The sequence below is a fragment of the Corynebacterium amycolatum genome (genome assembly GCF_016889425.1).
Lineage (GTDB): Bacteria > Actinomycetota > Actinomycetes > Mycobacteriales > Mycobacteriaceae > Corynebacterium > Corynebacterium amycolatum.
In genome coordinates this window covers 563,246-589,768 of the sequence record NZ_CP069513.1, presented here as the reverse complement: position 1 = coordinate 589,768, position 26,523 = coordinate 563,246, and the positions used below count along the sequence as shown (strand labels likewise).

At 59.8% G+C, this 26,523-nt stretch carries 20 protein-coding genes and 1 pseudogene; 14 read left to right on the top strand and 7 right to left on the bottom strand.

Features of this window, described 5'->3' with window-relative positions; genetic code table 11:
- The first annotated feature begins 288 nt into the window (after positions 1 to 288).
- Together gltB and I6J19_RS02625 are read left to right on the top strand one after the other, a co-directional pair.
- Positions 289 to 4,911 carry a glutamate synthase large subunit gene (gene gltB, locus I6J19_RS02630; RefSeq protein WP_052155625.1) on the top strand — a complete coding sequence of 1,541 codons (4,623 nt, stop codon included), beginning with the start codon at positions 289 to 291 and terminating at the stop codon, positions 4,909 to 4,911.
- Entirely contained in the window at positions 4,904 to 6,445 is a 1,542-nt protein-coding gene (locus I6J19_RS02625; RefSeq protein WP_038627205.1) for a glutamate synthase subunit beta, read from the top strand. Before gltB ends, I6J19_RS02625 begins: the two co-directional genes overlap by 8 nt.
- An 8-nt stretch (positions 6,446 to 6,453) precedes the next feature.
- Here the strand turns inward: I6J19_RS02625 and I6J19_RS02620 are convergent, their stop codons facing one another.
- Both I6J19_RS02620 and I6J19_RS02615 read right to left on the bottom strand, forming a co-directional pair.
- Complete coding sequence (locus tag I6J19_RS02620; RefSeq protein ID WP_038627207.1) at positions 6,454 to 9,018, bottom strand: multicopper oxidase domain-containing protein; 2,565 nt, start codon at positions 9,016 to 9,018, stop codon at positions 6,454 to 6,456.
- Positions 9,019 to 9,150: 132 nt separating this feature from the next.
- Complete coding sequence (locus I6J19_RS02615) at positions 9,151 to 9,354, bottom strand: hypothetical protein (RefSeq protein WP_038627209.1); 204 nt, start codon at positions 9,352 to 9,354, stop codon at positions 9,151 to 9,153.
- Between the two features lie 367 nt (positions 9,355 to 9,721).
- Here I6J19_RS02615 and I6J19_RS02610 point away from each other — a divergent pair.
- The 6 genes and pseudogenes from I6J19_RS02610 to I6J19_RS02585 all read left to right on the top strand — a co-directional run bounded on the left by I6J19_RS02610 (position 9,722) and on the right by I6J19_RS02585 (position 17,468).
- Positions 9,722 to 11,598: pseudogene (locus tag I6J19_RS02610) on the top strand (polysaccharide biosynthesis protein).
- Positions 11,599 to 11,616: 18 nt separating this feature from the next.
- Positions 11,617 to 12,861, top strand: coding sequence for a lipopolysaccharide biosynthesis protein (locus I6J19_RS02605; RefSeq protein ID WP_038627211.1), 1,245 nt, complete (start codon positions 11,617 to 11,619; stop codon positions 12,859 to 12,861).
- A gap of 3 nt (positions 12,862 to 12,864) precedes the next feature.
- Positions 12,865 to 14,055, top strand: a complete 1,191-nt coding sequence (locus I6J19_RS02600; protein ID WP_038627213.1) for a glycosyltransferase family 4 protein — start codon at positions 12,865 to 12,867, stop codon at positions 14,053 to 14,055.
- On the top strand, positions 14,055 to 15,233 hold the full coding sequence (locus I6J19_RS02595) for a DegT/DnrJ/EryC1/StrS family aminotransferase (protein WP_038627215.1): 1,179 nt from the start codon (positions 14,055 to 14,057) through the stop codon (positions 15,231 to 15,233). Before I6J19_RS02600 ends, I6J19_RS02595 begins: the two co-directional genes overlap by 1 nt.
- Positions 15,230 to 16,792, top strand: a complete 1,563-nt coding sequence (locus I6J19_RS02590; RefSeq protein WP_038627217.1) for an O-antigen ligase family protein — start codon at positions 15,230 to 15,232, stop codon at positions 16,790 to 16,792. The genes I6J19_RS02595 and I6J19_RS02590 overlap by 4 nt, the downstream gene beginning before the upstream one ends.
- 10 nt (positions 16,793 to 16,802) lie before the next feature.
- The gene (locus I6J19_RS02585) at positions 16,803 to 17,468 is read left to right on the top strand and encodes a sugar transferase (RefSeq protein ID WP_038627219.1); all 666 of its coding nucleotides are present in this window, start codon (positions 16,803 to 16,805) and stop codon (positions 17,466 to 17,468) included.
- Here I6J19_RS02585 and I6J19_RS02580 read toward each other — a convergent pair.
- A complete protein-coding gene (locus tag I6J19_RS02580) occupies positions 17,452 to 18,147 on the bottom strand; it encodes a NeuD/PglB/VioB family sugar acetyltransferase (protein WP_038627220.1) in 696 nt (231 codons plus the stop codon). The genes I6J19_RS02585 and I6J19_RS02580 overlap by 17 nt on opposite strands.
- Positions 18,148 to 18,205: 58 nt before the next feature.
- The gene (locus I6J19_RS02575; RefSeq protein WP_038627222.1) at positions 18,206 to 18,733 is read right to left on the bottom strand and encodes an HPP family protein; all 528 of its coding nucleotides are present in this window, start codon (positions 18,731 to 18,733) and stop codon (positions 18,206 to 18,208) included.
- Positions 18,734 to 18,809: 76 nt separating this feature from the next.
- On the opposite strand from I6J19_RS02575, the gene I6J19_RS02570 reads away from it, so the two are divergent.
- Positions 18,810 to 19,103: an RNA-binding S4 domain-containing protein gene (locus I6J19_RS02570; RefSeq protein WP_038627224.1), complete on the top strand. Its 294-nt coding sequence runs from the start codon at positions 18,810 to 18,812 to the stop codon at positions 19,101 to 19,103.
- 3 nt (positions 19,104 to 19,106) lie between these two features.
- Positions 19,107 to 19,988: a VOC family protein gene (locus tag I6J19_RS02565; RefSeq protein ID WP_038627226.1), complete on the top strand. Its 882-nt coding sequence runs from the start codon at positions 19,107 to 19,109 to the stop codon at positions 19,986 to 19,988.
- A 12-nt stretch (positions 19,989 to 20,000) separates the two neighbouring features.
- Here the strand turns inward: I6J19_RS02565 and I6J19_RS02560 are convergent, their stop codons facing one another.
- Entirely contained in the window at positions 20,001 to 21,185 is a 1,185-nt protein-coding gene (locus I6J19_RS02560) for an isocitrate/isopropylmalate family dehydrogenase (RefSeq protein ID WP_187402528.1), read from the bottom strand.
- A gap of 44 nt (positions 21,186 to 21,229) precedes the next feature.
- On the bottom strand, positions 21,230 to 21,778 hold the full coding sequence (locus tag I6J19_RS02555) for a neocarzinostatin apoprotein domain-containing protein (RefSeq protein WP_038627230.1): 549 nt from the start codon (positions 21,776 to 21,778) through the stop codon (positions 21,230 to 21,232).
- 202 nt (positions 21,779 to 21,980) lie between these two features.
- Here I6J19_RS02555 and I6J19_RS02550 point away from each other — a divergent pair, with 202 nt between their 5' ends.
- From I6J19_RS02550 to I6J19_RS02535, 4 genes are read left to right on the top strand one after another with little or no spacing between them, the layout of a single operon-like run.
- Positions 21,981 to 23,090, top strand: coding sequence for a heme/hemin ABC transporter substrate-binding protein (locus tag I6J19_RS02550; protein WP_052155565.1), 1,110 nt, complete (start codon positions 21,981 to 21,983; stop codon positions 23,088 to 23,090).
- A gap of 11 nt (positions 23,091 to 23,101) precedes the next feature.
- Positions 23,102 to 24,181, top strand: a complete 1,080-nt coding sequence (locus I6J19_RS02545) for a FecCD family ABC transporter permease (RefSeq protein ID WP_049181259.1) — start codon at positions 23,102 to 23,104, stop codon at positions 24,179 to 24,181.
- Positions 24,181 to 24,963: a heme ABC transporter ATP-binding protein gene (locus I6J19_RS02540; protein WP_038627234.1), complete on the top strand. Its 783-nt coding sequence runs from the start codon at positions 24,181 to 24,183 to the stop codon at positions 24,961 to 24,963. The genes I6J19_RS02545 and I6J19_RS02540 overlap by 1 nt, the downstream gene beginning before the upstream one ends.
- A 32-nt stretch (positions 24,964 to 24,995) precedes the next feature.
- Positions 24,996 to 25,682 (top strand): biliverdin-producing heme oxygenase, encoded by a 687-nt coding sequence (locus I6J19_RS02535; protein WP_038627236.1) that lies wholly within the window; start codon positions 24,996 to 24,998, stop codon positions 25,680 to 25,682.
- Positions 25,683 to 25,721: 39 nt separating this feature from the next.
- Here I6J19_RS02535 and I6J19_RS10850 read toward each other — a convergent pair whose 3' ends face one another.
- Complete coding sequence (locus tag I6J19_RS10850) at positions 25,722 to 26,018, bottom strand: hypothetical protein (protein ID WP_235191221.1); 297 nt, start codon at positions 26,016 to 26,018, stop codon at positions 25,722 to 25,724.
- Positions 26,019 to 26,523: the final 505 nt, after the last annotated feature.

The window sequence follows — 26,523 nt, the reverse complement described above, 5'->3', positions numbered from 1 at the left end:
AGGGGATTTGCTAAAGAATCGAACAACTGTGCGTGGATAGTGGGGGTGGTAGCTCGATTAGGGGGTTATGAGATTAAAACGGGTAGTAAAAGCCCGGTTTTATTCGGGCTGGCAGGCTGGTCTAGCTCCTTCGGGGGTGGGCAAATACAGTTAATTCCCTAAATACGTATTGCAATACGCCTAGATGAAAGTGCATTGTTAAAACAGTTGGAAATATAGATAACCCGTGTCCCCCAATTGGCACATTGCACCTACAAGGGGAAAACAGCCATGACAGCTAAGACAGCCATGACTCTGATCGAAACAGCGGCCACATTGCCTCGTGGTCCTCAGAGGGAAGGTCTCTACCACCCGTCGAACGAACACGATGCGTGTGGCGTGGCCTTTGTTGCCGACATTTACGGTCGCCAGACCCATGACATTGTGGAAAAGGGCATTCAGGCACTGGTCAATCTCGACCACCGCGGTGCCGCCGGTGCAGAGAAGACCACCGGCGACGGTGCCGGCATTCTCATTCAGGTTCCGGATGCCTACTACCGTGCTGAGCTGAGCAAGGAAGGCGTTATTTTGCCGCCGGCGGGAACCTACGCCACTGGTATCGCCTTCCTGCCGCAGGCGCGGATGGCCACTCTCGATGCCATTCGGGCTATTGAAGACACCTGCGCTGAAGAGGGCATCGAGATCCTGGCATGGCGCGATGTACCGATCGACGCTGAAGGGCTCGGCCAGATGGCCCGTCAGGCTATGCCAGTGCTCCGTCAGCTCTTCGTTACCGCGAAGAACTACGAGGGGCGCCAGCTCAGCGATATTGATCTCGACCGCAAGATGTTCTTCCTGCGTAAGCGCTGCGAGCGTGAGCTGGGCGAACGGGGCGCCGGCGAGGGCTCTGGCGGCGACACCGTGTACTTCCCGTCGCTGTCCAGCCGCACAATTGTCTACAAGGGTATGCTCACTACCCCGCAGCTGAAGGATTTCTATCTTGACCTGCAGCAGAAGGAAGTTACTTCCGCGCTGGCCATCGTGCACTCGCGCTTTTCCACGAACACTTTCCCGTCCTGGCCGCTGGCACACCCGTACCGCTACGTCGCTCACAATGGTGAGATCAACACCGTGCGCGGCAACGAAAACTGGATGCGCGCCCGCGAGTCGCTGATTCGCTCTGGCAAGCTGGGCAATATCGACCGCGCGCTGCCGGTGTGCGACCCCAACGGTTCTGACACTGCGCGTTTCGACGAGGCCCTGGAGCTCCTGCATCTCGGTGGTCGCAGTCTCCCGCATGCGGTCATGATGATGGTTCCGCAGGCCTGGGAGCACGATGACAACCTCAGCCCGCAGGTTCGCGCGTTCTACGAGTACCACGCCTGCCTGATGGAGCCGTGGGACGGCCCCGCCGCTATCTGCTTTACCGACGGCCAGGTCATCGGTGCCACCTTGGATCGCAATGGCCTGCGGCCGGGACGCATTTGGGTGACTGACGAGGGCCTGGTGGTGATGGCCTCCGAAGCTGGTGTCTTGGATATCCCGCCGGAGCAGATTGTGCAGCGCACGCGCGTACAGCCGGGGCGTATGTTCCTGGTGGACATGAAGGCCGGTCGCATTATTGAGGACAAGGAGATTAAGTCCACGCTGGCCGCCACTGGGCCCTACGAGGAATGGATCAAAGAAGGCCTGGTCGACATCGCCGATTTGCCACGAGAGCGCTACCAGTACATGCCGCATGCCCGCGCGGTGTTACGACAGCGCGTCTTCGGCATCACCGAAGAAGACGTTGACCTAATCATCCGCCCGATGGCACTCACCGGCGCGGAGGGCCTGGGTTCGATGGGCTCGGACACGCCGATTGCGGCGCTGTCCAACCGACCTCGCATGCTGTTCGACTTCTTCTCGCAGCGGTTTGCACAGGTGACCAACCCGCCGCTGGACTCGCTGCGCGAAAAGTCCATCACCAGCATGAATACGTTGCTGGGGGCAGAGACCAACATCTTGGAGCCCACTGCCGATGCCGCCCGTCGTATCCGGCTAGAGCATCCAATCCTGGACAACCACGACTTTGTCACCCTGTGTCAGGCGGGCAAGAACGAGGAGTACTCCGAGTTCCGCGCCGAGGTCATCTCCGGCCTGTACCCGGTCGCCCGCGGTGGCCGTGGCCTGCGCAACGCTATTCGTCGTGTCCGCCGTGAGGTCTCTGAAGCCATTGACCGTGGTGCCCGACTGATTGTGCTGTCTGACCGTGAGTCCAACGAGCGCTTTGCGCCGATCCCCTCGCTGCTGCTGACCTCTGCGGTCCACCACCACCTGGTGGAGGAACGCACTCGGACGCGTGCCAGCCTCATCATTGAGGCTGGCGACGCCCGCGAGGTGCACCACATGGCCATGCTGCTGGGCTTTGGTGCCGATGCCATTAACCCATACATGGCTTTCGAAACCATCGATGAGCTGCGCATGAAGGACCAGCTCGGTGATCTGACGCTGGATCAGGCCTGCTCGAACTACTGTAAGGCCGCCTCCAAGGGCGTGCTGAAGGTCATGTCCAAGATGGGTATCGCCTCACTGCAGTCCTACCGTGGCGCACAGCTGGCCGACACCGTCGGTCTGTCGCAGGAGTTCCTGGACGAGTACTTCACCGGCGCTGTTTCTCCGCTGGAGGGCATTGGCCTCGACGAGGTCGCAGAAGATGTTGCCGCTCGCCACCGCAGCGCATTTCTGCCGCGTCCGGAAGAGCAAGCACACCGCGAGCTGGATCTCGGCGGCGAGTACAAGTGGCGCCGCGAAGGCGAGTACCACCTATTCAACCCGGAGACCATCTACACGCTGCAGCATGCGACCCGCACTGGTCAGTACGCGGTCTTCCGAGATTACACCAACAAGGTCGATGAGCAGACCAAGCAGCTGGCAACTCTGCGCGGCATGCTCGAGTTCGTCTCGGATCGCGAGCCGATCGACATTGGAGAGGTTGAACCGGTCTCCAGCATCGTCAAGCGTTTCTCCACCGGCGCGATGAGCTACGGTTCCATCTCCGCGGAGGCGCACGAGACGCTGGCTATTGCCATGAATCGCCTGGGTGGCATGTCCAACTCCGGCGAGGGCGGCGAGGACCCGGACCGCTTCGAGATGGAGGCCAACGGCGACTGGAAGCGCTCTGCCATCAAGCAGGTCGCATCGGGTCGCTTCGGCGTGACCAGCCACTACCTGTCCAACTGCACCGACATCCAGATTAAGATGGCCCAAGGCGCAAAGCCCGGCGAAGGTGGCCAGCTGCCACCGAACAAGGTCTACCCGTGGATTGCGGAAGTCCGCATCACCACCCCGGGCGTGGGCCTGATTTCGCCGCCGCCGCACCACGACATCTACTCGATCGAGGATTTGGCGCAGCTCATTTACGACCTCAAGAACGCCAATCCGCGCGCCCGCATTCACGTGAAGCTCGTCTCCGAGCAGGGTGTGGGTACTGTCGCCGCTGGTGTGTCGAAGGCGCATGCCGACGTCGTGTTGATCTCCGGCCACGATGGCGGCACTGGTGCCTCGCCGCTGACCAGCCTCAAGCACGCCGGTGGTCCGTGGGAGCTGGGGCTCGCTGAAACCCAGCAGACCCTGATGCTCAACGGGCTGCGCGACCGCATCCGCGTGCAGTGCGACGGTCAACTCAAGACCGGTCGCGATGTCGTGGTCGCGATGCTGTTGGGCGCTGAGGAGTTCGGTTTCGCCACCGCTCCGCTGGTGGTGGAGGGCTGCGTCATGATGCGCGTCTGCCACCTGGACACCTGCCCAGTCGGTATTGCCACCCAGAATCCGAAGTTGCGGAGCAAGTTCACCGGCCGTGCCGAGCACGTGGTCAACTTCTTCACCTTTATCGCCCAGCAGGTCCGTGAATACCTCGCTGAACTGGGTTTCCGCACCATCGATGAAGCGGTCGGGCATGCCGAGTGCCTGCGTCCGCGCAAGGATCTCGACAACCTTCCGCGCGTCGCAAAGCTTGACCTGGAGCGAATCCTGCACGTTGCCGAAAGCCCCTTCTTTGCGGACCAGGATTCCTACTGCACGACGGCGCAGGACCACGGGCTCGAGGGTGCGTTGGACGAGCGCCTCATCGACGAAGCGCAGCCCGCACTGCGCACGGCGCGCGCGAATGGGTTGGCGCCGACGCCAGTGGCGCTGCACCACGCCATCAGCAATGTGAACCGTTCCGTGGGCACGCGGCTCGGGTACGAAGTCACCAAAGTCGCAGGTAAGCATGGGCTTGCCGACGACTCCATCGTCGTCAACCTGCTCGGTTCCGCCGGTAACTCGCTGGGCGCGTTCCTGCCGGCCGGTGTGACTATCAAGCTGGAGGGCGATGCTAACGACTTCGTCGGCAAGGGACTGTGCGGCGGCAAGATTGTGGTCCGACCTTCACGTTCGGCTCCGCCGACCGCGGATGTGGCTACCGACACCATTGCCGGCAACGTCATTGGTTTCGGTGCCACCAGTGGTGAGATCTTCGTCCGCGGCACTGTCGGTGAGCGCTTCTGCGTGCGTAACTCCGGTGCTACGGCCGTGGTCGAGGGCATCGGTAACCACGGTTGTGAGTACATGACCGGTGGCCGCGTCGTAGTGGCGGGTCCGGTCGGTCACAACTTCGGCGCCGGTATGAGTGGCGGTATCGCCTATCTGCTGGATAACGAGGCGACGCGGGCGAACATCAACACCGAGCTGATCGACATCGTGCCGCTGGGTGATGAGGACATCAGCTGGCTGGAGGCCACGCTGTCGAAGCACCGCAAGCTCACGGGTTCCAAGACTCGGTTCCCGGCTGCACAGTTCATCAAGATCATGCCGCGTGATTACGCCCGAATTCTCGACGTAGTCGCGAAGGCAAAGGACAACGACGCTGACATCAACGAGGCAATCATGGAGGCAGTAAGCAATGGCTGATCCGAAGGGTTTCATGAAATTCCAGCGCGAAGAGCCTGCTCATCGTCCGGTTCCGCTGCGTCTGATGGACTGGAAAGAGGTCTATGAGGAGCAGGACAAGGGGCAGCTGCAGCAGCAGGCTTCTCGCTGCATGGACTGCGGCGTGCCGTTTTGTCACTCGGCCTGCCCGCTGGGCAACATCATTCCGGAGTGGAATGACCTGGTTCGTCAGAACCGCTGGCACGAGGCTTTCGAGCGCTTGCACGCCACCAATAACTTTCCCGAGTGGACCGGTCGCCTGTGTCCGGCTCCGTGCGAGGGCGGTTGTGTGCTCGGCATCAACGACGATGCGGTGACCATTAAGAGTATTGAGCTGGCCATCGTTGAACGCGGCTTCGATGAGGGCTGGGTGCAGCCGATTGTGCCGACTTTCGACACCGGTCAGCACATCGCTGTTATCGGCTCCGGTCCGGCGGGCCTTGCTGCAGCACAGCAGCTGACTCGCGCCGGGCATGATGTCACGGTCTTCGAGCGTGACGACAAGATTGGTGGTCTGATGCGCTACGGTGTACCGGACTACAAGATGGAGCAGCGCTTCCTCGACCGTCGCCTTGAGCAGATGGAGATTGAGGGCACCGAGTTCCGCACCAACGTCTCACCGACCGCCGCTGACCTGGCCGAATTCGACGCGGTTGTTCTAGCTACCGGTGCGTCACTTGCCCGTGACCTACCTGTCGATGGTCGTGACCTCGAGGGCATTCACCAGGCTATGGAGTACTTGCCGGGCGCCAACCGCGTTGCCGTAGGCGAGCTCGACACCCCGCCAATTGATGCCAAGGGCAAGAAGGTTGTCGTCATCGGTGGTGGCGACACCGGCATTGACTGCTTCGGTACCGCGCTGCGCCAGGGAGCGGTGTCCGTCACGCAGTTCGATATCCGTCCGCGGGCTCCGAAGTCCCGTGCGGCGTCGACTCCGTGGCCGATGTATCCGCTGGTCTGGCGCGTAGCTACTGCCCACGAAGAAGGTGAGTACACCATCACCGGTTCCGAGCCGCCAGAGGTTACCGAGGCGCTCGGCCTTAACGCTCGCGTCACCGGTGAGACGCTGGGCAAGCGCGTCTTCAACGTCAACACCGTCTCCTTCCACGGCGAGGACGGTCACGTGACCGGTCTGTCCGCCAACGAGGTCGAGGTCATCGATGGGAAGCGCGTGCCCATGGAGGACACGGATTTCGAGCTCGATGCCGACCTAGTTCTCATTGCTCTGGGCTTCTCCGGCCCGGAGCGCGGGGGCCTGCCGCATGAGCTGGGGATTCAGTTCAACGATCGCGGTGTGATGATGCGTGACGACGACTACCTCGCCGTGCGCAGCGACATCGAGCAGAACTTCGACGGTCCGGTGTTCGTGGCCGGTGACAATGGCCGTGGTGCCAGCCTAATCGTGTGGGCTATCGCCGAAGGCCGCGCCTGCGCCGAGGCCGTGGACCAGTACCTGATGGGCGAGTCCAACTTGCCTCGCGCGGTGGAGCCAGAAGACGCTCCAATTAAGTTGTAAACCCTGGTTTAGTTCACCACTATGTCGCCGCGTGCTCCCATTTCGGCATGCACCATCTGGTGGTCAACAAAGCGGTACGTGCCCGGCTCCGGGAATTCGGCCTCAACATAACCACCCTGCGCGGCACCGAGGTCAAGGGCTTGGGCGCCGCCCACGCCGTCGTCAAGCAAAAGCGTTCCCTCTTTGTACACGCGATGGAACTGCGTACCGACGATGTGGAAGCTCGTGCCCTTGTTGGGGCCTGCGGCCAGTAACCAGAAACGTACCGTCTCACCTGCGCGAATGCGGATGGGGTGGGTGAGATACTGGTCGGGGTAACCGTTGAACTTGTAGATATCCGGATCCTCGGCCATGACCTTGTCGGCATCGGGGCCGGCTTCGCCCCAGTAGCTTTCGGACTGCACCAGAAGAACTTCGTGGTCGACTTCTGCGAGGCTCGGCGGGTCAATGATGACCGCACCGTGCATGCCGGCAGCGATGTGCATGGACATGGGCATGGTTGCGCAGTGGTACATCCAGATGCCCGCCCGGTCGGCGCGGAAGCGGTACTCAAGCTTCTCGCCAGGGGCAATGTCTCGCATCGGCTCATCCGGCGAGACAATGCCCGCGTGGAAGTCGATGGAGTGACTCATCGTGCCATCGTTAATGAGCGTGACGACGAACTCGTCGCCCACCTTGCCGCGCAGGGTTGGCCCCAGCGGTTTGCCGTTGAATACCCAATGCTGCTGCTCGACGCCAGGGGCAGCGTAGCCGGTGAACTCGCTGGCTCTCAGGGTGACGTGGTGGACTGTAGTGTCCTCGGCGGGCGCCAATATTGGATTAATGGTAGGGGAGTCTGGGCCGGGTTGCTCGCCGACATTCCCGAGCGCACCGGGAGTGGCATGGTCAGCGTGGTTGCCACGTCCGGTGTGGTGTGAATGATCAGTGCTACCTGTATTGACCGTGAGCGTCATGCCCATCTGGCGGTGACCAGCAATGGTGCACCAGCCGTCAATGTCACCGGGAACAACCGGCACTTCAATGGTGGCGGAGTTGCCAGGGGCGACACGTCCGGTGTCCTCGCCGGTGGCCAAGCGCAGATCGTGGACCTGGGAATCAGCGTTGACCATGGTGATGACCAGGCGGTCACCGGGGTTGACCTCGATGATGTTTGGGGTGTACGTCATATCGTTGGCGGTAACCGTGACCTCGACGGTCTCGCCGGTGGGTGCGATATCGCCGGTGGTTTCAATGCTGCCCGTTCCGCCGCCACCGCTCAGCGCAACACCAATAGTCACTACCAGACCCAATACAGCCAGAGCGGCGGTAGTTTGAGCACCGAGTCGACGTGCAGTTGCGTGCAGTTCGACCGGCTTCGGCGTTGCTTCTTTGTTGGCCCGTGCCTTCTGACTTTCTTTCAGCGCACCAATCTGAGCCTTCGCGGCACGACCGACAAGTGGCAGATAAGACACCAAGGCAAGGGAGACCATTGCGGAGACCGCCACTTTGGCCCAGGAAGGCAGCGGCATTAGCCACAGTGCCAGACCAATATTGATGATCGACCAGCGGAATGCGCCCGCGCGGTCAAGTTCCTTCATACCGGCAGAGACTGGGCCAGCACCTCCGCCGATGGTGGCGGGCAAGAGTTGGCTCATCATGCCGATAAGCAATTGTGCGCCGAAACCGATTACCAGCGGCAGCGTAAGGGATGAGATTACGAAGCTGCCGTCAAGCGCCTTGACTGTGGCAACTGTGAGTGTGCCGATCAGCCAGACGGCCGCAGCCGCAACAGACAGCGCCGGGTAGCTGAGGCGGTCGCGGGGGTCTTTAGCGACAGTCATGACGTTGTGCGCCCACGGAATGGCGGCTATAACCCAGCCGATAGTGATGATGCCAAGGCCGACGGAGGCGAACCAGTTGAAGCTGGTCAGTGCACCGATTGTGGTAGTCGCGATACCTATGAGCTGTACTGCTAGTGCCAGCTTCGGGCGGGAATGCGGCGACATCTGGGTTCGCCACAGCGCTGGGAACATGGTGATGAGCGTGCCGCAGGCCGCGAGCCCGAGGAAGCCAATAAGGTTGATGGCTTCATGTGCCAGTAGGAGGTCGTCGTGAAGCGCTTCGCCCTTCGGAGATGCGAGGATGGCGCCGAGCGTGGCGCCGATCGGCAGTAGGCATGCCGACGCGACGTAGTACGCAACGGAGATGGCGAATGGTCGATCGCGTTTCGCTACCAGGTCGCGTCCGAGGGAAATCGCATGCCATGCGACGGCGACGCCGACGACCGCCGCGCCGGCCGTGGTCACTGGCCACCAATCGCCCAGCTTGCCGACGACCGTTGCGACAATGCCCGCGTTGAGCAGGTAAATGTTTGCTAACTGAATGTGCCGATTGCCATCGGGCACATCGATTTTCAGTAGTTTCTCGGTGAAGTGGCGGCCCCAGATAAGGATGGAGTTAGTGACGGCGCCGAGGGTAAAGAGGTGCACCAACAGCCAGCGCCCATCGGTGACAAATGGGTGGACTAATGCGGCCACAATGATGGCAGCGAACCACCAGCGCACCGGCATACCGGCCTTGCGATGCCAGGACATGCGGTGACTCTTGCCAGGTTTAGAAGGGGGTTTGGTTGTGGGGGCTTGGGGCTCTGGTGTGGCGGGCGACGACATATATCAATAATACGCATACTGGTTGCGCATTTAATAGGGGTGCATGTAAGAGTGCTTTTATTTGGGCAGGTCTTCGCCGTTTTTGTAGGCCTGCCAGAACTGTGTGGTCTGCTGTGTCTGACTCATCCGGTTTTGAATCAGCATCAGGGTAGCAAGCAATAGCGTCATCACCGTTAGAACTGAAACGGCAGTAATCAATGCAGCAAGGAAGGGCTTCCGGATGATGAAAGCGCGTGCCCGACGCGTTGATGATGTGCTCACGGAGAAAGTGTAACCCTTTTGTCAAAAACGATTGTTTGAGTATTCACGCAAATACTTCCGTGAATAAGCATCTCAATAAAGAGGCGATTTTGCATTAATTGGAATCGTCGGGAAGTGGTTACGTTAGAAGTTAGTTTGTACAGCTAGTTATATGAATGTAAACAGATTGAAGCTTCGGTAAATAGTTGGCGAAACATTGTTTTACCAGGGAGGATGACGGGTGGAAAGGGTGGCTTTTTGGCTACCCGAACGATGGGGTAGCCCATTGGAGTAGAGGGCTGTAAATGTAGTTCATATCGCATAGTATGCCAAGCCTGTGGAACGCATTGTGCGTAGGAAAATTTAACCAGCAATAAAAGGCATAAGAATGTTTATCCGAGACTGGAAGCAGCTCGCCTGGTGTGTATTTGATGTACTCGCCTGGCTGGTTGCGCTGTCCGCCGCTAATGGAATCGTCCGCGGTGAATTGGTATCTTTCTCTGAAATATCAGGCACTAATTTTTTGGTTGTCGCTGTCGCCGTGGTAGTCATCGTCCTGCTTGGCCTGCTGCTCGGGGAGTACACCAACCCGCAACGCGTATGGCCCGGCAGTCGAACTGAAGATATTGTTCTGCTGAGCATCAGCATGGGGGGCGCTACCGCAGCCACTGGTTTGGCTCAAATTCTGAAGACCTTCCCGGAAATTGCGTGGTACGTTCCGTTCGCCGGTGGCTGTGTCGCAACTTTGGCAAGTATCTATACCCGAACTCTCGCTCGCTGGATTACCGATAACTTTGGCACCCGCCAGACGGATGATCGCTTGATTGTTCTCGGTGCAGGCCGTCGAGCCAAGTTTTTTATTAACAGCCTTACGGATTCCGGTATTTCCCGTGAGAACCGCTTCCACTTGGTTGGAATCGTCGATCCCGAAGAAAGCGGTGAGAACCATATTTCTCGTATCCATGGTCTCCGCGTGATTCGTGGCATTGATCAGTTGGGCGAAGTCGCATCGCGCACTTCGGCGCAGTCGGTCATCATTGCGACTAATGAGCCACTGTCCACTGAGTGCATCAATGTCCTCAACCACATTTGTGAGGAATCGTCCCTGCGCCTGCTTATTCTGCCGCCGGTGGAGGAGTACTCGCGCCACCGTGGCGCTGTCGCTACCTCGCAGGTGCGCGAAATTAACATCGCCGACCTCATCGGCCGCCAGCCGCTGCACCTGGATGAATCCAAGGTCGCTTCGATAATCCGCGGTAAGAAGGTGCTGGTCACAGGCGCTGGCGGTTCTATCGGTTCCGAGATCTGCCGACAGGTTCACCGCTTTGAGCCGGCAGAAATTATCATGCTGGATCGCGATGAGGGCGGCTTGCATGCCACTCAGCTGTCGCTGACGGGTTCGGCGCTTCTCGACGGCTCCGATACCGTCTTGGCTGATATCCGTGACGCGGAAATGCTGACGCAGATCTTCACCGAGCGCAAGCCCGATGTTGTCTACCATGCTGCAGCTCTCAAGCACCTGCCGCTGCTGGAGAGCTACCCTGCAGAAGCAGTGCAAACCAATGTCATCGGAACCCAGAACGTCCTGGATGCAGCCGCTGCGGCCAATGTTTCAACCGTTATTAATATTTCCACGAAAAGGCTGCGAACCCAGCCTCGATTCTGGGTGAATCCAAGCGCGCCGCAGAACGTCTGACTGCGCACATGGGGCAAACTCACGAAGGTGTCTGGGCATCTGTCCGCTTCGGTAACGTGTTTGGCTCGCGTGGCTCGGTCATTACGACTTTCCAGCGTCAGATTGAAGAGGGCGGCCCGGTTACGGTGACGCACCCTGACGTTCAGCGCTACTTCATGACCATTCCGGAGGCATCGCAGCTGGTGCTGCAGGCTACCGTTATTGCAGAGTCCGGTGAGACTCTGGTGCTGGAGATGGGTGAGCCGGTCAAGATTGCTGAGCTGGCGGAGAACCTTATCAGGCTCCATGACGCAGACGTAGAGATTGTCTACACGGGTCTTCGCGAAGGTGAGAAGATCTCCGAGGACTTGGTTGATGACCGCGAGGTTCCCAAGATTGGTGATCGTCATCCGCTGATTACTGAGGTACGTGTTGAGCCGGAACGGCTGAATTCGCGGATTCTCCCGTGCACACATAATCACGATGCTGCACGTCGTTGGCTTGCAGAGCACGGTGGGGCGCAAAGCAGTATTGCGGCGTATCCCGCTGGTGCACAATCACTTGCAACCGCTAGCTCGAAGGCAAAATAGTTAGGATGACTCCCCACCGTGACAATCACCAGCTCCTCTAACTCCGGGCAGCTGGCGCAAAGAGTTCGAACAGTTGCGACGATTTCGGCAGCTTCAGCGCTGGCCGCAATCGTCGCTTTTGTGGTCAGTATTCTTTCCGCGCGAGTGCTGGGGCCCGCCGGTCGAGGCGAGGTCGCTACCGTTTTGCAGTTCGCCTATATTGTGGCGCCCTTCGTCGGCTTTGGGGCCGATCGGCTTTTGCTGCGCCGCGATGATTACGACCACGGTCTCATTCCGAGTGGTTTCGCCATGACTGTGGTCGCTCTGATTGCCTGTGCCATCGCAGGTGTCGTCTACGGACCGTGGACGGCAATGGCCGGCGTTGTCGCCTTGGTTACCGTGTCATTTTCCATGGTTCGTGCGATGGCTATCAGCCGCCATCGAGTGTCTTTCTTTGTCGCAGTATTCGTCGGTTTCCAGGGCTCAGTACTGCTGATTAGCACTGCATTGTATTTTGCAGGAGTCGAGGACTGGCGCTGGTGGGCTGCGGCCTATATCTTCCCGGCGCTGCCCCTGGCAATCTGGTCGCTAGCGAAGTCACGCAAACACACCGATTCCCGTGTTGGCGGAGTGGTAGAGACGGCTCGAACAAATGCCCCATTCATCGCATCGGGCCTGGGACCGCTGACGACGACACGCTTGGGGCGCGTTTTACTGCCGGCGCTGGCCTCACCGGCGTCGTTAGGCCTTTTCGTGGTCGTGGCTACGGCGACAGAGCCGCTGTATTGGGTCGCGCAATCGGTCGCCGATCAGCGCACCAGCGACCAGAGGGGTCGCGAACTCACCCCGTCTCGTGTGCTCCGACACCTTGGCATAGTCACTGCAGCGTACGGCGCGCTTGGTGCGCTCGGTGGTGTGGCACTCTACTTCCTCATCGTGCCGGTATTCGGCCATGAGTTTGAGCCTGCCCGGGAGTTGGTGCTGCCACTGACTATCGCGGCCGTGGTGCTCGGCTGCTACCGACACCTGTGCGGTGAAATTCTCGGCAGCGACAATCCCCGTCGAATTGGCCGAGTGGAGCTCATTTCCGCCGTTATCGCTGTCATTTGTTACCCGATTGGCATTCTTCTCGGAGACGCCCTCGGCCTCGCGTGGACTAGCGCAGTTGTCTATTTTGCAGCAGCCGTGGTTGCGGCAGTGGCGCTAATGCGGCCAACCGGAGGCCAGAAGAATCCATCAACTACCACCGAAGAACTCCCCGTCGACGTAATCGAGGAAAGCTAAACAATGCGAATCACTTATATCCACCAGCACTTTGTTCTCCCCGGTGAGCCGGGTGGTTCCCGACCCTACGAGTTTGCCCGCCGAATGGCCGCTGTAGGCCACGAGGTGACAATGATCTGTGGTCGCGATGAGGCCATGGATAAAACTGTTGATGGCATCCACGTGCGTCGTCTAGCGATTCCGTACCGCAATGAAATGTCGAAGCGCGAGCGCATCGTCAGTTTCTTCAACTTCCTAGTGCGCGCCTCCGCGGTTGCTGCCCGTGTGCCTGCCGACGTGATTTACGCGTCCTCGACTCCGCTGACTGTGGCGGTTCCGGGAATTGTGGCGAAGTTTACTCAGCGTGCACCGTTGGTGGCGGAGATCCGTGACCTGTGGCCAGAGGTGCCGATCAAGTTGGGCTATCTCAATAATCCGGTCGCGATTTTCCTGGCTAAGCAGCTGGAGAAGGCATTCTATGCGGCATCGAGCGAGGTGGTGGCGCTGTCGCCGTCGATGGCCGATGGCGTCAAAGAGGTAGCTCCGAAGAAGCGCGTGACCGTCATTCCAAATGCGTCGGACTTTGAGCGCTTTGATATCCCGGCCGAGCAGCGTGCGGCTTTCCGCAAGGAGCAGGGCTGGGGCGATGATGTGGTGGCCGTCTACGCCGGTGGTTTTGGCATGTCCTACCAGCTGGAGTGGCTTGTGGATTTGGCGGCGCAGCTGCGTCGTGATGGCGTGGAGAATGTGCGCTTTGTCCTGCTGGGGCAGGGAAGCGACTCGGATGCGTTGTACCAGCGCGCTGAGAACGCTGGTCTCGATGCCGATGCGATGTTCCTCGGCCGTCAGCCGAAGGAAGATGTCGCCAAGTACGTGTCTGCCGCCGATATCGCGCTATCGCCGCTGCGTGATGACCCCTGCCTGGAGGGCAACTCCCTGAACAAGGTCTTCGATGCCATGGCCGCATCGCGTCCGGTGGTGTTCAACCACGGTGGCTGGCTGGAGGAAGCCGCAACCGAGCACGATGCCGGTTGGCGTCTCTCGCGCGATATTCCGACCGCGGCCAAGCGATTCGCTGAGATCATCTCCGACCGCGATGAGATGCGCGCAGCGGGACAGCGAAACCGCGAACTGGGTGAGAAGCGTTTTGCTCGTGACAGCCTGTACAACCAGCTCATCGAGGTACTCAACCGCGTCCGAAAGGTTCAGAAGTAATGACTAACGCCGACGCTAACAAGCCCAATGAGCGGATCTTTCTTTCGCTCGCGACAGTCACCGAAGCAGAAGAACAGGCCGTCGTTCGTGCACTCCACTCTGGTTGGGTGGCTCCGTTGGGCCCCGAGGTAGACGCGTTTGAAGCGGAGATTGCCAAGCGCTGCGGTGTTGAGCACGCGCTCGCACTGTCGTCTGGTACTGCTGGCCTGCACTTGGCGCTGCTCGCGCTGGGGATTGGTGAAGGTGACTACATCCCGGTTTCCACCATGACCTTCGCGGCCACGACCAACGCCATCGCTTACGTCGGCGCTACGCCAGTGTTTATCGATGCCGCAGAGGACGGCAACATCGACCCTGAGCTGCTGCTCTGCACCGTCGATGAACTGCTTGCCGAGGGCAAGAGCGTTCCTGCCGTGATGATTGTGGACCTCTTCGGCCGCTGCGCCGACTACCCGGCCTTCGCGCCACGCCTGGAAGAACTCGGCATCGCGCTCATCGAGGACGCCGCCGAGGCGCTCGGTGCTAGCGTCGATGGTCAGCCGGCCGGCAGCTTTGGTCGTGCCGCCGCGCTGTCTTTCAACGGCAACAAAATCATGACCACCTCCGGCGGTGGCATGCTGCTGTCCAACGATGCTGATCTCATCGCCCGCGCGCGCTACCTGTCCACGCAGGCGCGTCAGCCCGTCGCTTGGTACGAACACACCGAAATCGGCTACAACTACCGTCTTTCCAATCTGCTTGCCGCGCTGGGGCGGGCGCAGCACTCGCGTCTGGACGACATGATTGCTCGCCGCCGCCAGATTCGCGACGCGTACCTAGATTTGCTCGCCTCGCTTGACGACGATGCCCCTGGTAAAGGTACCCGCTTGCTCTCTGACTCCGACGAGCGGTTCACCGAGAACTGCTGGCTGACCTCGATTGTGCTGCCACAGGATGCCGTCGATAAGGGCGTGCTGAGCCCGGACAGCGTGATTGCGGCGCTGGGTGAGTCCAACATCGAGGCTCGTCACCTGTGGAAGCCGATGCACCTGCAGCCGGTGTATGAGGGCGCGCGAGCGACCATCAACGGTACCGCTGAGAATCTTTTCTCCCGCGGCATTACTCTTCCTAGTGGTCCGGCGCTGGACGATGACGACGTCGCGCGGGTGATAGGTGTTTTGAAGGAAGTGCTGGGATGACTTCTACTGAGGTAGCTGGAGAAGCTGTAAAACAGCGAAAACCAATACTGCAGTCGCTATTTATTGTGGTGGCCGCAGGAATGTTTGCTGGTGTTCTCTACGTTGGCGACATGACGATGAAGGATGTCTCCGCAGCGCTTCCTGATTTATCTTTGGCATTGTCGATTTTGGTGATCGTTGCAATCCTTACCGCCGTTGGCACGCCTCAATCTCAGCGCCAGAGTTGGTTGAACGCGATGAAAGGCGCTGGCAATGTAAAACAGTGGCCGATTGCAGCGTGGGCATTAGTGGCGTTCTATGTCTGGCTGTTATGGATGATGCTGTCCGGACTATGGGCTCCTGAAGCTGCCGAAGTCGCTCCCGTCGTTACTGCGTTGATAACGCTCGGACTCATCGCCACGATGGCAGCGATACTGTTCTATTTGCATCCTCAGGCACTGGTGTGGCTGTGGTTAGCAATAGCCATTTGCTCGCTTATTTTTCTCTACGGCGGCATTACTGGTCCGAAATATGTCGGACGTATGACTGCGTTCGGCGGTGGCCCGAATGTCTTTGCCCGTTTCATGCTGTACGGCATCGCGGCAGCTGTGTTTTTTATGCTGTGGCGTAAGTTCATGTGGGCAGCTCTCTTGTTCGCTGCACCATTTGCTTACGGTCTCGTTGCGTCGGGAAGCCGCGGTGTACTGGTTGCTACCACCGTGGTAGTCCTCTTTACCGCAATAGCTGTGTTTTTTCACTGGGGTTGGAAGTGGGCGACTGTTTTTTACGTCGCTGTCGCCGCAGCGGTCGCGTATGGATACTCGCGATTCATCGCAGGTACCGAGATTGAAGAGTACTTTAAGACGCGCTTTATCCAGTTGACCTTCGAAAAAGAACATGATTCTGGGCGTAGTTATCTTCACGATGAAGCTTTCCGAATCATGGGTGAACACCGCATCTTTGGTGGTGGTCTGCACAGCTTCGTTGTGCTGTCGACACCGAGGTCTTCACGTCCACTGGAGCATCCGCACAATATCTTCTACACAGTCGGATCTGAAGCGGGTGTCATAGGAATCGGTCTGTTTGTGATTGTGCTGGTTGTGTTGGCAATCGCTTGTCGCCACCTATTCAAGTTTCTTCAAGCTGGTCTGACCGTAGCTGTGGCGTTAGCGGTTCTTGTGGCACAGGTTTTTTCCGGCTACTACTACGATTCCCGTTCGCTATGGCTATTTGGCTTTGCAGCAGCATTTGCAATGCTGAGCCTACGGTGCCGCGCGCAGGACACAGCATCGGTAGAACCAGAGCTGGAGCCGCAACCAGAACCCGCAGCCGAGCCCGAACCAGTCATGGTCACCGATACCGCGGAGCCGGTTGTGCCGGAGCTGGAGCCAGCGGTGGCCGTCGTCAAGCAAAGTGCGCCTGACAACAAGAATGACAACAAGAAACTGCGCGTTGCGGCAGCGTCGTTTGCTGCGGCTGGTGCAGCGGGTGCGATCGGTTGGTTGGTCAGAAACCGTTCAAATGCGGAAGTCGATGCGCGTGCCGAAAAGCTTCTGCGCGAAATGTTCAACGAAAAGTAGGAGATGACCAATGGATTCACTAAGCATCCGCGCGCAACGGGTAATTAAGCGTGGCATCGACGTCGCGGCGTCTGCAGCAGGCCTGATTGTGCTGTCGCCAGTTATGGGTGCTACGGCGCTGGCAGTACGGCTTTCCATGGGGAAGCCAGTCCTATTCCGCCAGGAACGCCCGGGCCAGGATGGTGAGCCGTTTAATATCCTCAAGTTCCGGACGATGCACCACGTCAATCCGGCAAAGGGGTTTGTCGACGATGCGTCCCGCCTCACGCAGGTAGGAAAATTCCTTCGGTCCACAAGCTTGGATGAGCTCCCGGAGCTCTTTAACGTTCTGCGTGGCGATATGAGCCTCGTTGGTCCGCGTCCGCTGCGCATGAAGTATCTAGAACGTTATTCGCCGCGCCAAGCACGCCGCCATGAGGTGCCACCGGGAATTACGGGGCTTGCCCAGGTCTCGGGCCGCAATGGCATCACCTGGGAAGAGCGTTTCGAGTACGACGTGCAGTACGTGGATAATTGGTCGCTACTGCTCGATGCAAAGATCCTGCTCGACACGATCTTGGTGGTGCTGAGGCGCGAAGGCATCTCAGAAGAGGGTCAAGCGACCATGACTGAGTTCACCGGTTCGTCGAACAATGGGTCGTCGGATAAGGACGTCTCCGCTAACGAAGATTCTTAATCACACTTGCGGGAACACCGGCGACAACGGAGTAGTCATCGACGTCTCTGGTAACTGCGGCTCCGGATCCGATGTACGCTCCCTCGCCGACGGTGAGGCCGGGGTTGATTACGGAGTTGGCGCCTAGGGTGCAGGCTTCGCCAAGCGTGACAAAGCCCGACACGGCATTGAGCGGGAAGATTGTGCAGTAGTCTCGCAGCACCGCATCGTGGCCGATCGTGACATTCATATTGATTTGGGCGTGCTTGCCTACCTCAATATTGCAGGTCAGACGTGTTCCGGGGCAGATGACCGTGCCCTCGCCGAGCGTGACCAGCGCACCAATGCTGGTGTCTGGGTGAACCAGAGTCGCGGGCACGAGCTCCGCGGCATCTGCGCGTTGCGCAATCGAGCGTCGAGCAGCACCGCTGCCGATTGCGACTGTGTAGTAGACCCCCTCGGGCAAGTCCGCGAAGATGTCGGTCTTACCTAAAAACTGCACGCCCATTTTGTGGAAAAATGTCATGTCCGGGGCGCCATCATCGATAATGCCTAGGATTTCCCACTGCGCTGGTAGGCCGTTGGCTGCTGCGTAGTCATTGATGTCCTTGATGAAGCTGACCACGTTGCGCCCAAAACCACCAGCGCCGACGATGACAATCTTTTCGGTCGTCGTGTTGTTAATCCACTGCTTTGGCATGAGTGTCATTATCCCACTGATAGCCGTATTTAGCCGGAGTGCGTGCCCCAGAATCCGCCTACCACCAGTACGTCGGATACCGAAGGCGGCGCAGCCGGTTGGCGAGAATCCCCAACGCCACAATCATGATTGAAGAGGCGAAAACGAAGCCAAGGAGACGGAAGTCGTTGCTGATGCCGGGGCCGTGTGGCATCAGCGCGGTGACAATCGCGGTAGCGGTCGCTGGGGAGTGAGCTGCCCGAGCAATGAGCATAAGTGCGAATGCGATACCGGCGGCGATTGCTGCGGTGATGATGGAGACACCAAAAAGTCGCGAGAGCAGGATGCCAGTGATGCAGCCGATCAGGTGTCCAACCACAACATTTCGCGGTTGTGCCAGGGGCAAGTTCGGTGCGCCGACGATAAGGGCCATGGCGGCCCCAATAGGGGGCAAAAACAGCAGGTCGGAAATGGAGTTTGAGATGAGCGCCAAGGTCATAAGCGGCAAACTCACAGCCACTGAAGCGGCGACAATATGACGCAGCGGCGGGCGGGGTGGCGCTTCGCTGGCGATCCGGGGCCACTTCGGAGACCGTGAATTAGACATGAGAACGATGTTAGGGTGCGCTGCCTCATCTCCGTAGCGGTTCGAGATTATTACCGGATATGACACACTTAAGGGCATGGAGCCTATCGATGTCGCAATCCGGGATGAGTCCATCCGTCTCGGGCAATTCCTGAAGTTGGCAAACCTGGTGGAAACGGGCGGTCTGGCCAAAGAACTCATTGCTGAGGGCCAGGTCAGCGTGGACGGTGAGGTCGACACTCGTCGTGGCAAGGTGCTGCGTCCAGGGGACGTCGTCTCTGTTGCTGGTATGTCGGCACGCGTGGCCACTGCCGATGAAGTCGATGATGACTACTTTGATGAGGCCACCGCCGATGATGACTTTGATCCTGAAAAGTGGAGGAACCTGTAACTCATGCCCGCATTTCCCGCCGAATTTGGCATGCCCCTGCGCGTAGATCTGCTCTCCGCCGCACCGCGTAAGACCGAGCGCTTCTACCGCGGCGTTCTCGGGTGGGCCTACCGCAACACCGCACCAATCCATGAGGATGCCCGCGAGGCCTCCGCTGGTCGCCGTGTTGCCATGCTGTCCGGAATGCCGGTGTCGGTACTGCTTGAGGCCGATAAGGACGCGGAGGATGCCTTCGTCAACCAGTGGCGCGTGAACTTCCATGTCGACTCCGCCGCTGGTGCCGTCGACAAGGCGCGTGAGCTCGGCGCCGAGGTCTTCCAGGAACCGACCCCGCTTGTCGACGGATCCACGATGGCCGTCGTTTCCGACCCCGCAGGCGGCCTCATTGGGCTGCTGGAACAGCCGGGTGAGCAGGCCTTCATTGCAGCGGGCGAGCCCGGCACCCCGGTGTGGTTCGAGCTGGTTGCAGGCCCGGAGGAGACCTTTGAGCAGGTCGCGGACTTCTACCACAACTTCTTTGGCTGGGAAATCGCAGTGCGCAACAAGAACGAGCACGGCACCTTCGCAGTCGCGATGGAAGACGGGGCACCATTTGCAGGTTTGGTAGCCAGCTCGGTTGCCGCGCAGACCGATGCTGCCGACAAGAGCTTCGTCGGCTGGCTGGCGTACCTCGGCGTGGAGAACATCGACACCGCTGTCGCCAAGGCTGAGGAACTGGGCGGTTCCGTGCTCGTTGCCCCGCAGGCCACCGAGTTTGGTCCGCTGGCAACCGTGCAGGACCCCTGTGGTGCGGCAGTTGTACTCTGCGAGGTGCCGCTGCCGCCGGAGGAAGACATCCGCGAGTCCGATCCGCTGGAAGGTATTGACCTCAGCCAGTTCCAGTAGGAGCTGAGGGGCCTACAACCCCAACTCTGCCCGCACTGCAGCCACAAAGTCGCTGGTAGTTGCGGTGCCGCCGAGGTCCAGCGTCGGCGCGGTGCGAGTCGCGGCGTAGACGGCCTGGTGCAGCTTGGCGGCCGGTGCGAGCTCTGAGGTCGGATGCCCAAGATGTTCCGCGCACATTGCCGCTGAGAGCAAAAACGCAGCCGGGTTAGCAACGCCGCGACCCGCAATGTCAGGTGCCGAACCGTGCACCGGCTCGAAAACCGCGAAGTTATCGCCCACATTCGCCGACGCCGCCAGCCCCAGCCCGCCAATCAGCCCAGCGCCGATGTCACTGAGAATGTCGCCGATAAGGTTCTCCGCGATGATGACATCAAAGCGCGCCGGGTCGGTCACCAGCTGCATTGCCACGGCATCCGCATTGGCAAAATCGAATGCGACCTGCGGATACTCCTCCGCAACCTGCTCAACCGCCCCGCGAATCACATGCGCAGAGTCCCGCAGGATATTCGGCTTGTCCGCCACCGTCACCGTCGGCGTGGCCTCCGAATCGGGGTTTGCCGCCTGCCGCGCGAGAGCCAACTTAGCCGCCTGTCGCGCAAGGCGGTGCCACGCAAAGGACGTCGTCACGCGCAAAGAAACCGCAACTTCGCCATGCTTATCGACGGCGCGAGCCACCGTCGAGTCCTCCACCACCTCTGCCCACAGGTGGTGGTGCGAGGAGTCGGCCGGGGCGTCGTGAGGCGGAAGGAGATAGTCGTGACTGTAGAGGCCCTCGGTGTTTTCGCGGACGATGGTGAAGTCGGCAGCCGCGCCGGGCAGGGTGACCGGACGGATGTTGGCGAAAAGATCGAGGCGTTGGCGCAGCTGGAGAACAGGGGAGCGGTAAGTCAGGCCGGTACCGCTCAGATGCGGTGCTAGTTCTTCCTCGGCCTCGCGAGCGGGCTTGGAGGTAATCGCCGCGAGGAGAGCGGCATCGCTGCGCTCTAGTGTTTCCCAGGTCTCCTGTGGGATGGGATTGCCGTGCGCGCACCATTGTGACCAGCCAATTTGTGCCTCTTTCAGTTCCCAGTGGGGGAAGACGCCGGTGATGAGTCCTCGGCAGGCATCGGTGATTTCGGGGCCGATGCCGTCGCCGGGCAGGAGTGTGATGCGGCGCGGTGCCGCCTCTTTGGCAGTCGCAGGCTGGTCGGTTTCCATGGCTCTTAGCCTAGGTCTGCGACACCTGCGCGTGTGTGGTTTGGCTACTTTGCGAAAGTAACCGGGATTTCGGTGATGTCCTCGAAACCCTCGCTGTGGTCGCCGAAGAGCTTCAGCACGCACTCCTGCTGAGTACAGTCCACGGCCTCACCGGTGGGGACGACGCTGAGCTCGAAGTGCGCAGTGTTGTCGTCGGCGATGGTGGTGGTGCCACCGGACTTCTTGGTAATCCACTGCTGCGACTGGGTGCCGGCACTGCGGTCACCGGTGCAGTCCGGGACGGGGTTGCCTGGAGCCTTCTCTGCGGCGCAGAGTGCGGCGTAGTAGCCGTAGTCGGGGTCGAGGCCAGCGAGGTCGACGGTGATGACATCGCCCTCGGACAGGTCGTTGACCGGCTCGGCCTCCATGGTTACTTCACGGGCGGGGGCGTCGGTTTCTTGAGCCTCAGCCGAACTGGTGGTTTCCGAGGCGTTGGCAGCATCCTGCGCGGCACCGTCTGGGTCATCTGAGCCACAGGCGGCGAGAAGTGGAAGTGCGGCGACGGCCGGAATAGCCAGGAAAGCCGCGCGACGCTGGAATGTGCGAGTAGTCATAGGAGGTAACGTCCTTCCGAAAAACTGTAGAAATTACTATGTTTATTTAAGGGTAGGCTAACCTAGAACTAAAAGATAGCCTAAGATTCTTTGGGTGAGTAGAGCAAAGTCCTTTCTAAGCTCTTTGTTACTAGTGTTAGTCGTTATTTAGTCATTCTTTTGTCGTCTATCTCCGTGCAGCGTCAGCTCACAGAGGGGGAATATGTTCACCGTGCCTGCCTGTCGCGTTCGCAGCCTTGCCGGGACACTGCTGAGTGTTGTCCTGGTCGCAGGACTAGTCGCCTGTGGTTCCGATGATGCCGCGAGGGAAGAGGGATCGTCGTCAAGCGCTGGCGTGACGACGGTACCGCGCGCCGACAACATTTCCGCTCACGGTGCCGCGCATGCGAACCTGCCTTCGGAAAACCCCGAAGTGCTGCTAAAGGATCCGAAGCCGGCAGAAGGTAAGGACTACCAGCGTATTCTCACGCTTGACCGGGCGGGAGCACTCAGTCGTTCGGTCTACACACTTGGTCTTGGAGACCGTTTGGTGGGGCGCGACTCTGCCTCCGATTTCCCGGCGGTAAAGGATCTGCCAAACCTCACTATCGGCGGGCATGCGGTCAATGCTGAGTCGGTGATGAAGCTAAAGCCGGAGCTCATCATTACCGATGGCTCGATTGGCCCCAGCCGCGTGTTCGACACGTTTGAAAAAGCGGGGATCACCGTCGTCCATGTGTCGGACGAGCGCACTCCCGAGACCATCAACACGCTTATCGACGAAGTTGCGGCCGCAGTCGGCCTGGCTGACCAAGTTGGCCCAGTGAAGGAGCACCTGGACAAGGAGCTGGCGGCTGCGACCGAGTACGCGCACGCCAAGGCCGATGGCCGCAAGATGATGATCCTCTACGTGCGCGGAACCGGTGTGGCCATGATTGCAGGGCCGGACTCGGGTGGGCGTTCTCTGATTACTCGTCTGGGCGGTGTTGATGCCGGCGAGGGCGTTGGTATTCAGGGCGCGTTCACGCCGATTACTCCGGAGTCCCTGATCGCTGCGGCTCCCGACACCATCTTGGTGATGACCGGTGGCCTGGAGTCCGTCGGCGGGATTGAAGGTCTGAAGGAGATCCCGGGCATCGCGCAGACCCCGGCGGGCCAGAATGAGTCCGTTGTGGATGTGCCGGATTCGCAGCTGCTGTCCTTTGACTCGCAGTCGCCGCGTGCCATCCGCGCCATTGCGGATGCTCTCTACGGTGGCGGTGCTGGTTCTGGTTCTGGTGCAGGCTCTGATGCGAGTGCTGATGCGAGTGCAGACAAGACTGCGGGGAAGTGACTGGCTGAGCAATGCAGACAACCGCGAACAAAACTATTCCGTTCAGACAGGCGACCGTTTTCATCGGGCTCGCCCTAGCGCTGGTGCTGGCAATAGGCTGGTCGGCCTCCGTGGGGCAGTTCGGCGCCACCATCGGCGAATCACTGAGCTCAATGGTGAGGCTAGTGTTCAATGGCGGTCTCGGTGACGCGCCAGAGCCCATCGACACCGTGCTGTGGCAAGTGCGACTACCGCGCATCGCGCTGGCCTGCCTCGTAGGCGCGGGGCTAGCCCTCGCGGGTGTGGCGCTGCAAGCGGTGTTCGGCAACCCGCTCGCTGAACCCGGCCTCATCGGTGTTTCCTCCGGCGCTGCCGTCGGCGCTGCTACCGCCACAGTTTTGGGCACCGCCGCCGGGCTTTCCGGGGTGCTTGGCGGAGTGTTGAGTGTCTTCGCCAGCAGCTGGGCTATTGCGGTCTCAGCTTTTATTGGTGGTGCGGTGGCCACGGCTATTGTGGCCGCCAATGCGCACGGTGGCCGCGACATCGCCCGAATCATTCTGGTCGGTGTGGCTGTGAACTCCATCTGCGGTGGTCTGGTGTCGCTCCTGACATTCGTAGCCTCCACGGCGGCCCGCGACCGCATTGTGTTCTGGCAGATGGGCTCGTTTGCCAGCGCCACCTGGACGCAGGTTGTCATCATTACGCTGGTGACAGTTCCAGCCGTAATTGCCATGTGGGTCAGCTACCGCAAGCTGGACATTCTGAGTCTTGGTGAAGCGCAAGCCCGTCACCTGGGTATTAACGTCGTCACGCTGCGTCGCGCCATCATTTTTGGCACGTCCCTGGTCGTGGCGGCTGGAGTGGCATTTTCCGGCATCATCGTCTTCATCGGTCTGGTCGTGCCGCATGCTGCACGACTGCTGTTGGGACCAGCGCATCGCACGTTGATTCCCGCATGCATCCTCGGCGGCGCGCTGGCCACAACGCTGGCCGACCTCGCGGCTCGCACCATGATTACCGGTGCGGACTTGCCGCTGGGAATGCTCACCTCGATTGTCGGTGGCCCGCTGTTCTTCTGGCTGCTCCTGCGTTCGAAGAGGGCGGTGCACTAATGGAAATCCACTCTGGTCTGGGCATTTCTGCCGAAAATGTCAGCATCACCCTGGATGGTCACCGCATCCTCAACGATATTTCCGTGGTCGCCGAGCCCGGAAAAGTCACCGCGCTGGTCGGCCCGAATGGTGCCGGAAAGTCGACACTGCTCGCAGCGCTTTCCGGCGACCATGAGCTCAGCGGCGGCGACGTCCGGATTGGCGAGCATTCCATTACCGAGCTCTCCATTGCCGACCTGGCTCGCTACCGCGCCGTCCTGGTGCAGAGCCAAGAACTGTCCGTACCATTCACCAGCCGCGAAGTCATCGACTTCGGACGCAACCCCTGGGGCTGCCCGAACGAGGAGCTGCTCGCGGAAGTCATCGCTGAATGCGACGTCGCGCACCTCCTTGACCGGGAAGTCCCGACCCTCTCCGGAGGTGAGCGCGCCCGCGTCCACAGCGCGCGCGTCTTCTACCAGGACACTCCCGTCGTGCTTCTCGACGAACCAACCGCGGCCCTGGACCTCCACCACGCCGAAAAAATCATGGGAATGATGCGCGCCCGCGCGGAGGCGGGCAAAGCCGTGGTCGTGGTCCTGCACGATTTGTCCGCCGCAGCGGCGTATGCCGATCACGTTGTGGTGGTGGCGCAGGGGCGCGTCGTAAAGCAAGGCCCGCCTGCGGAAACCCTGGATGCACAGACCGTCAGCGAAGTCTACGGCATCGGCGTGGAAGTGCTTCAGGACTCCGCGGGCAACCCCGTGCTGGTGCCTCAGCGCGGACAATACCTCTCACCCTAGTCTCCAAAACCCCACAGAGAAAGAAGAAAACCATGGTTGAAAACGCGATTAAAGAAGGTGACAAGCTGGCTGCTCAGCCCTTGGCAGAGCGGCTCAAAGTGGAGACTTCCGGTGTCCACAGTGAAGCGGAAAACTCCGACTTCATGTCGAGACTGCTCGCGGGTGAACTGGATGCGCAGGCGGCCATCGATTTAACCGGTCAGCTCTACTTTGTGTACGAAGCGTTGGAGCAGGCAGTGCGGTCCACTGCGGAGTCAGAGCAGGTCAGCGCGGTCTACGATGCGCAGCTGGAGCGCCTGGAAGCACTGGCAGCCGACCTTGAGCACTTGGTGGGGCCTGATTGGCGGGAAAAGATCTCGCCTGTGGAGGCGACAAAGAACTACGTGGCCGAGCTTCGTGAAATCGAAAGCAACGGCAACGCCAACGCCGCATTGGCGCACCATTATGTTCGCTACTTGGGTGATCTTTCTGGTGGTCAGGTGATTGCGTCCATGCTGGCCAAGCACTACGGCATCGGTGCGGAGGGAACCCGATTCTATGACTTCTCCGCGATCGGAAAAATTAAGCCCTACCGCGACGGCTACCGACGGAGTCTGTCTGAGCTGGGCATTTCGGATGCCGATAAAGATGCCGTGGTCGACGAGGCGAAGAAGGCATTTCGTCTCAACCGAGCGATCTTCCACGACCTAGCTGGTGGTCTGGACGACGTGGTGGCGTAGGTCGTGGACTGGAATGTTGTGACCTTGGCTGTGGGGGGCTTAGCCGATGTACACCACTGCGTTACGGCCACCCGTGCACTTGATGTTGCCGCCAGCAGGACGGCACCACATGTTGTAGGTCAGGCCAGTCGTTGGGCTGTAGGCCGAGATGGTGCCGGATTCCGCACCGGTGGAATTGCGATAGCGGACGTAGGCGCTGTGGACATTTCGAACGAACGGATCGCTCGTTGAGGACGTGCCCTTCCATGCGCTGGAGAGGTTGCCGCCAGCCAGACCACGTGACGAGTTCGAGGACCCAGCAGAGCCACCGGAGCTCGCGGAGTTCGGAACGACCACGGTCTCAGTCTGCGTGACCGGTGGGTTGGGCTGGCTGGTTCGGGTACACGGGGCCGAAAGAACCGGTGGAAGGATTCGAATTGTAGTTGGGGTCTGAGCTGGGGAACTCGTTATACGACATGCTGGACGTACCAATCGCGAGGAGGAAGTGTTCCCCCTGTGATGGGCCTAACCCGCGTAGCGAATGGTGTTCCATCCCCCTGGGGACACGGTTAACGTCTTTTATTGTATTACTGGGAAAACTGTAAAGCATATTAGGAGACGCATGTCGTCCGCAAAATGCGGCAAGGACGGGTTTAGCTAGACCCGAAATGTGGTGGTGAGCTTCAAATGAGGTTGTGACCATCGAGAAACTGCTTAAGTTTATGGCAGTTTCGGCACTAATTTCTGCTTGTTTTTGTCATAAACCTAGTCAGTAACTCATGAGCCGGCCCAAGACTCCGGGCTGCACATGCGAAACTGGGGTGCGCATGAGACTTCACGGCCTTTTTGACCGTTTCGTTCA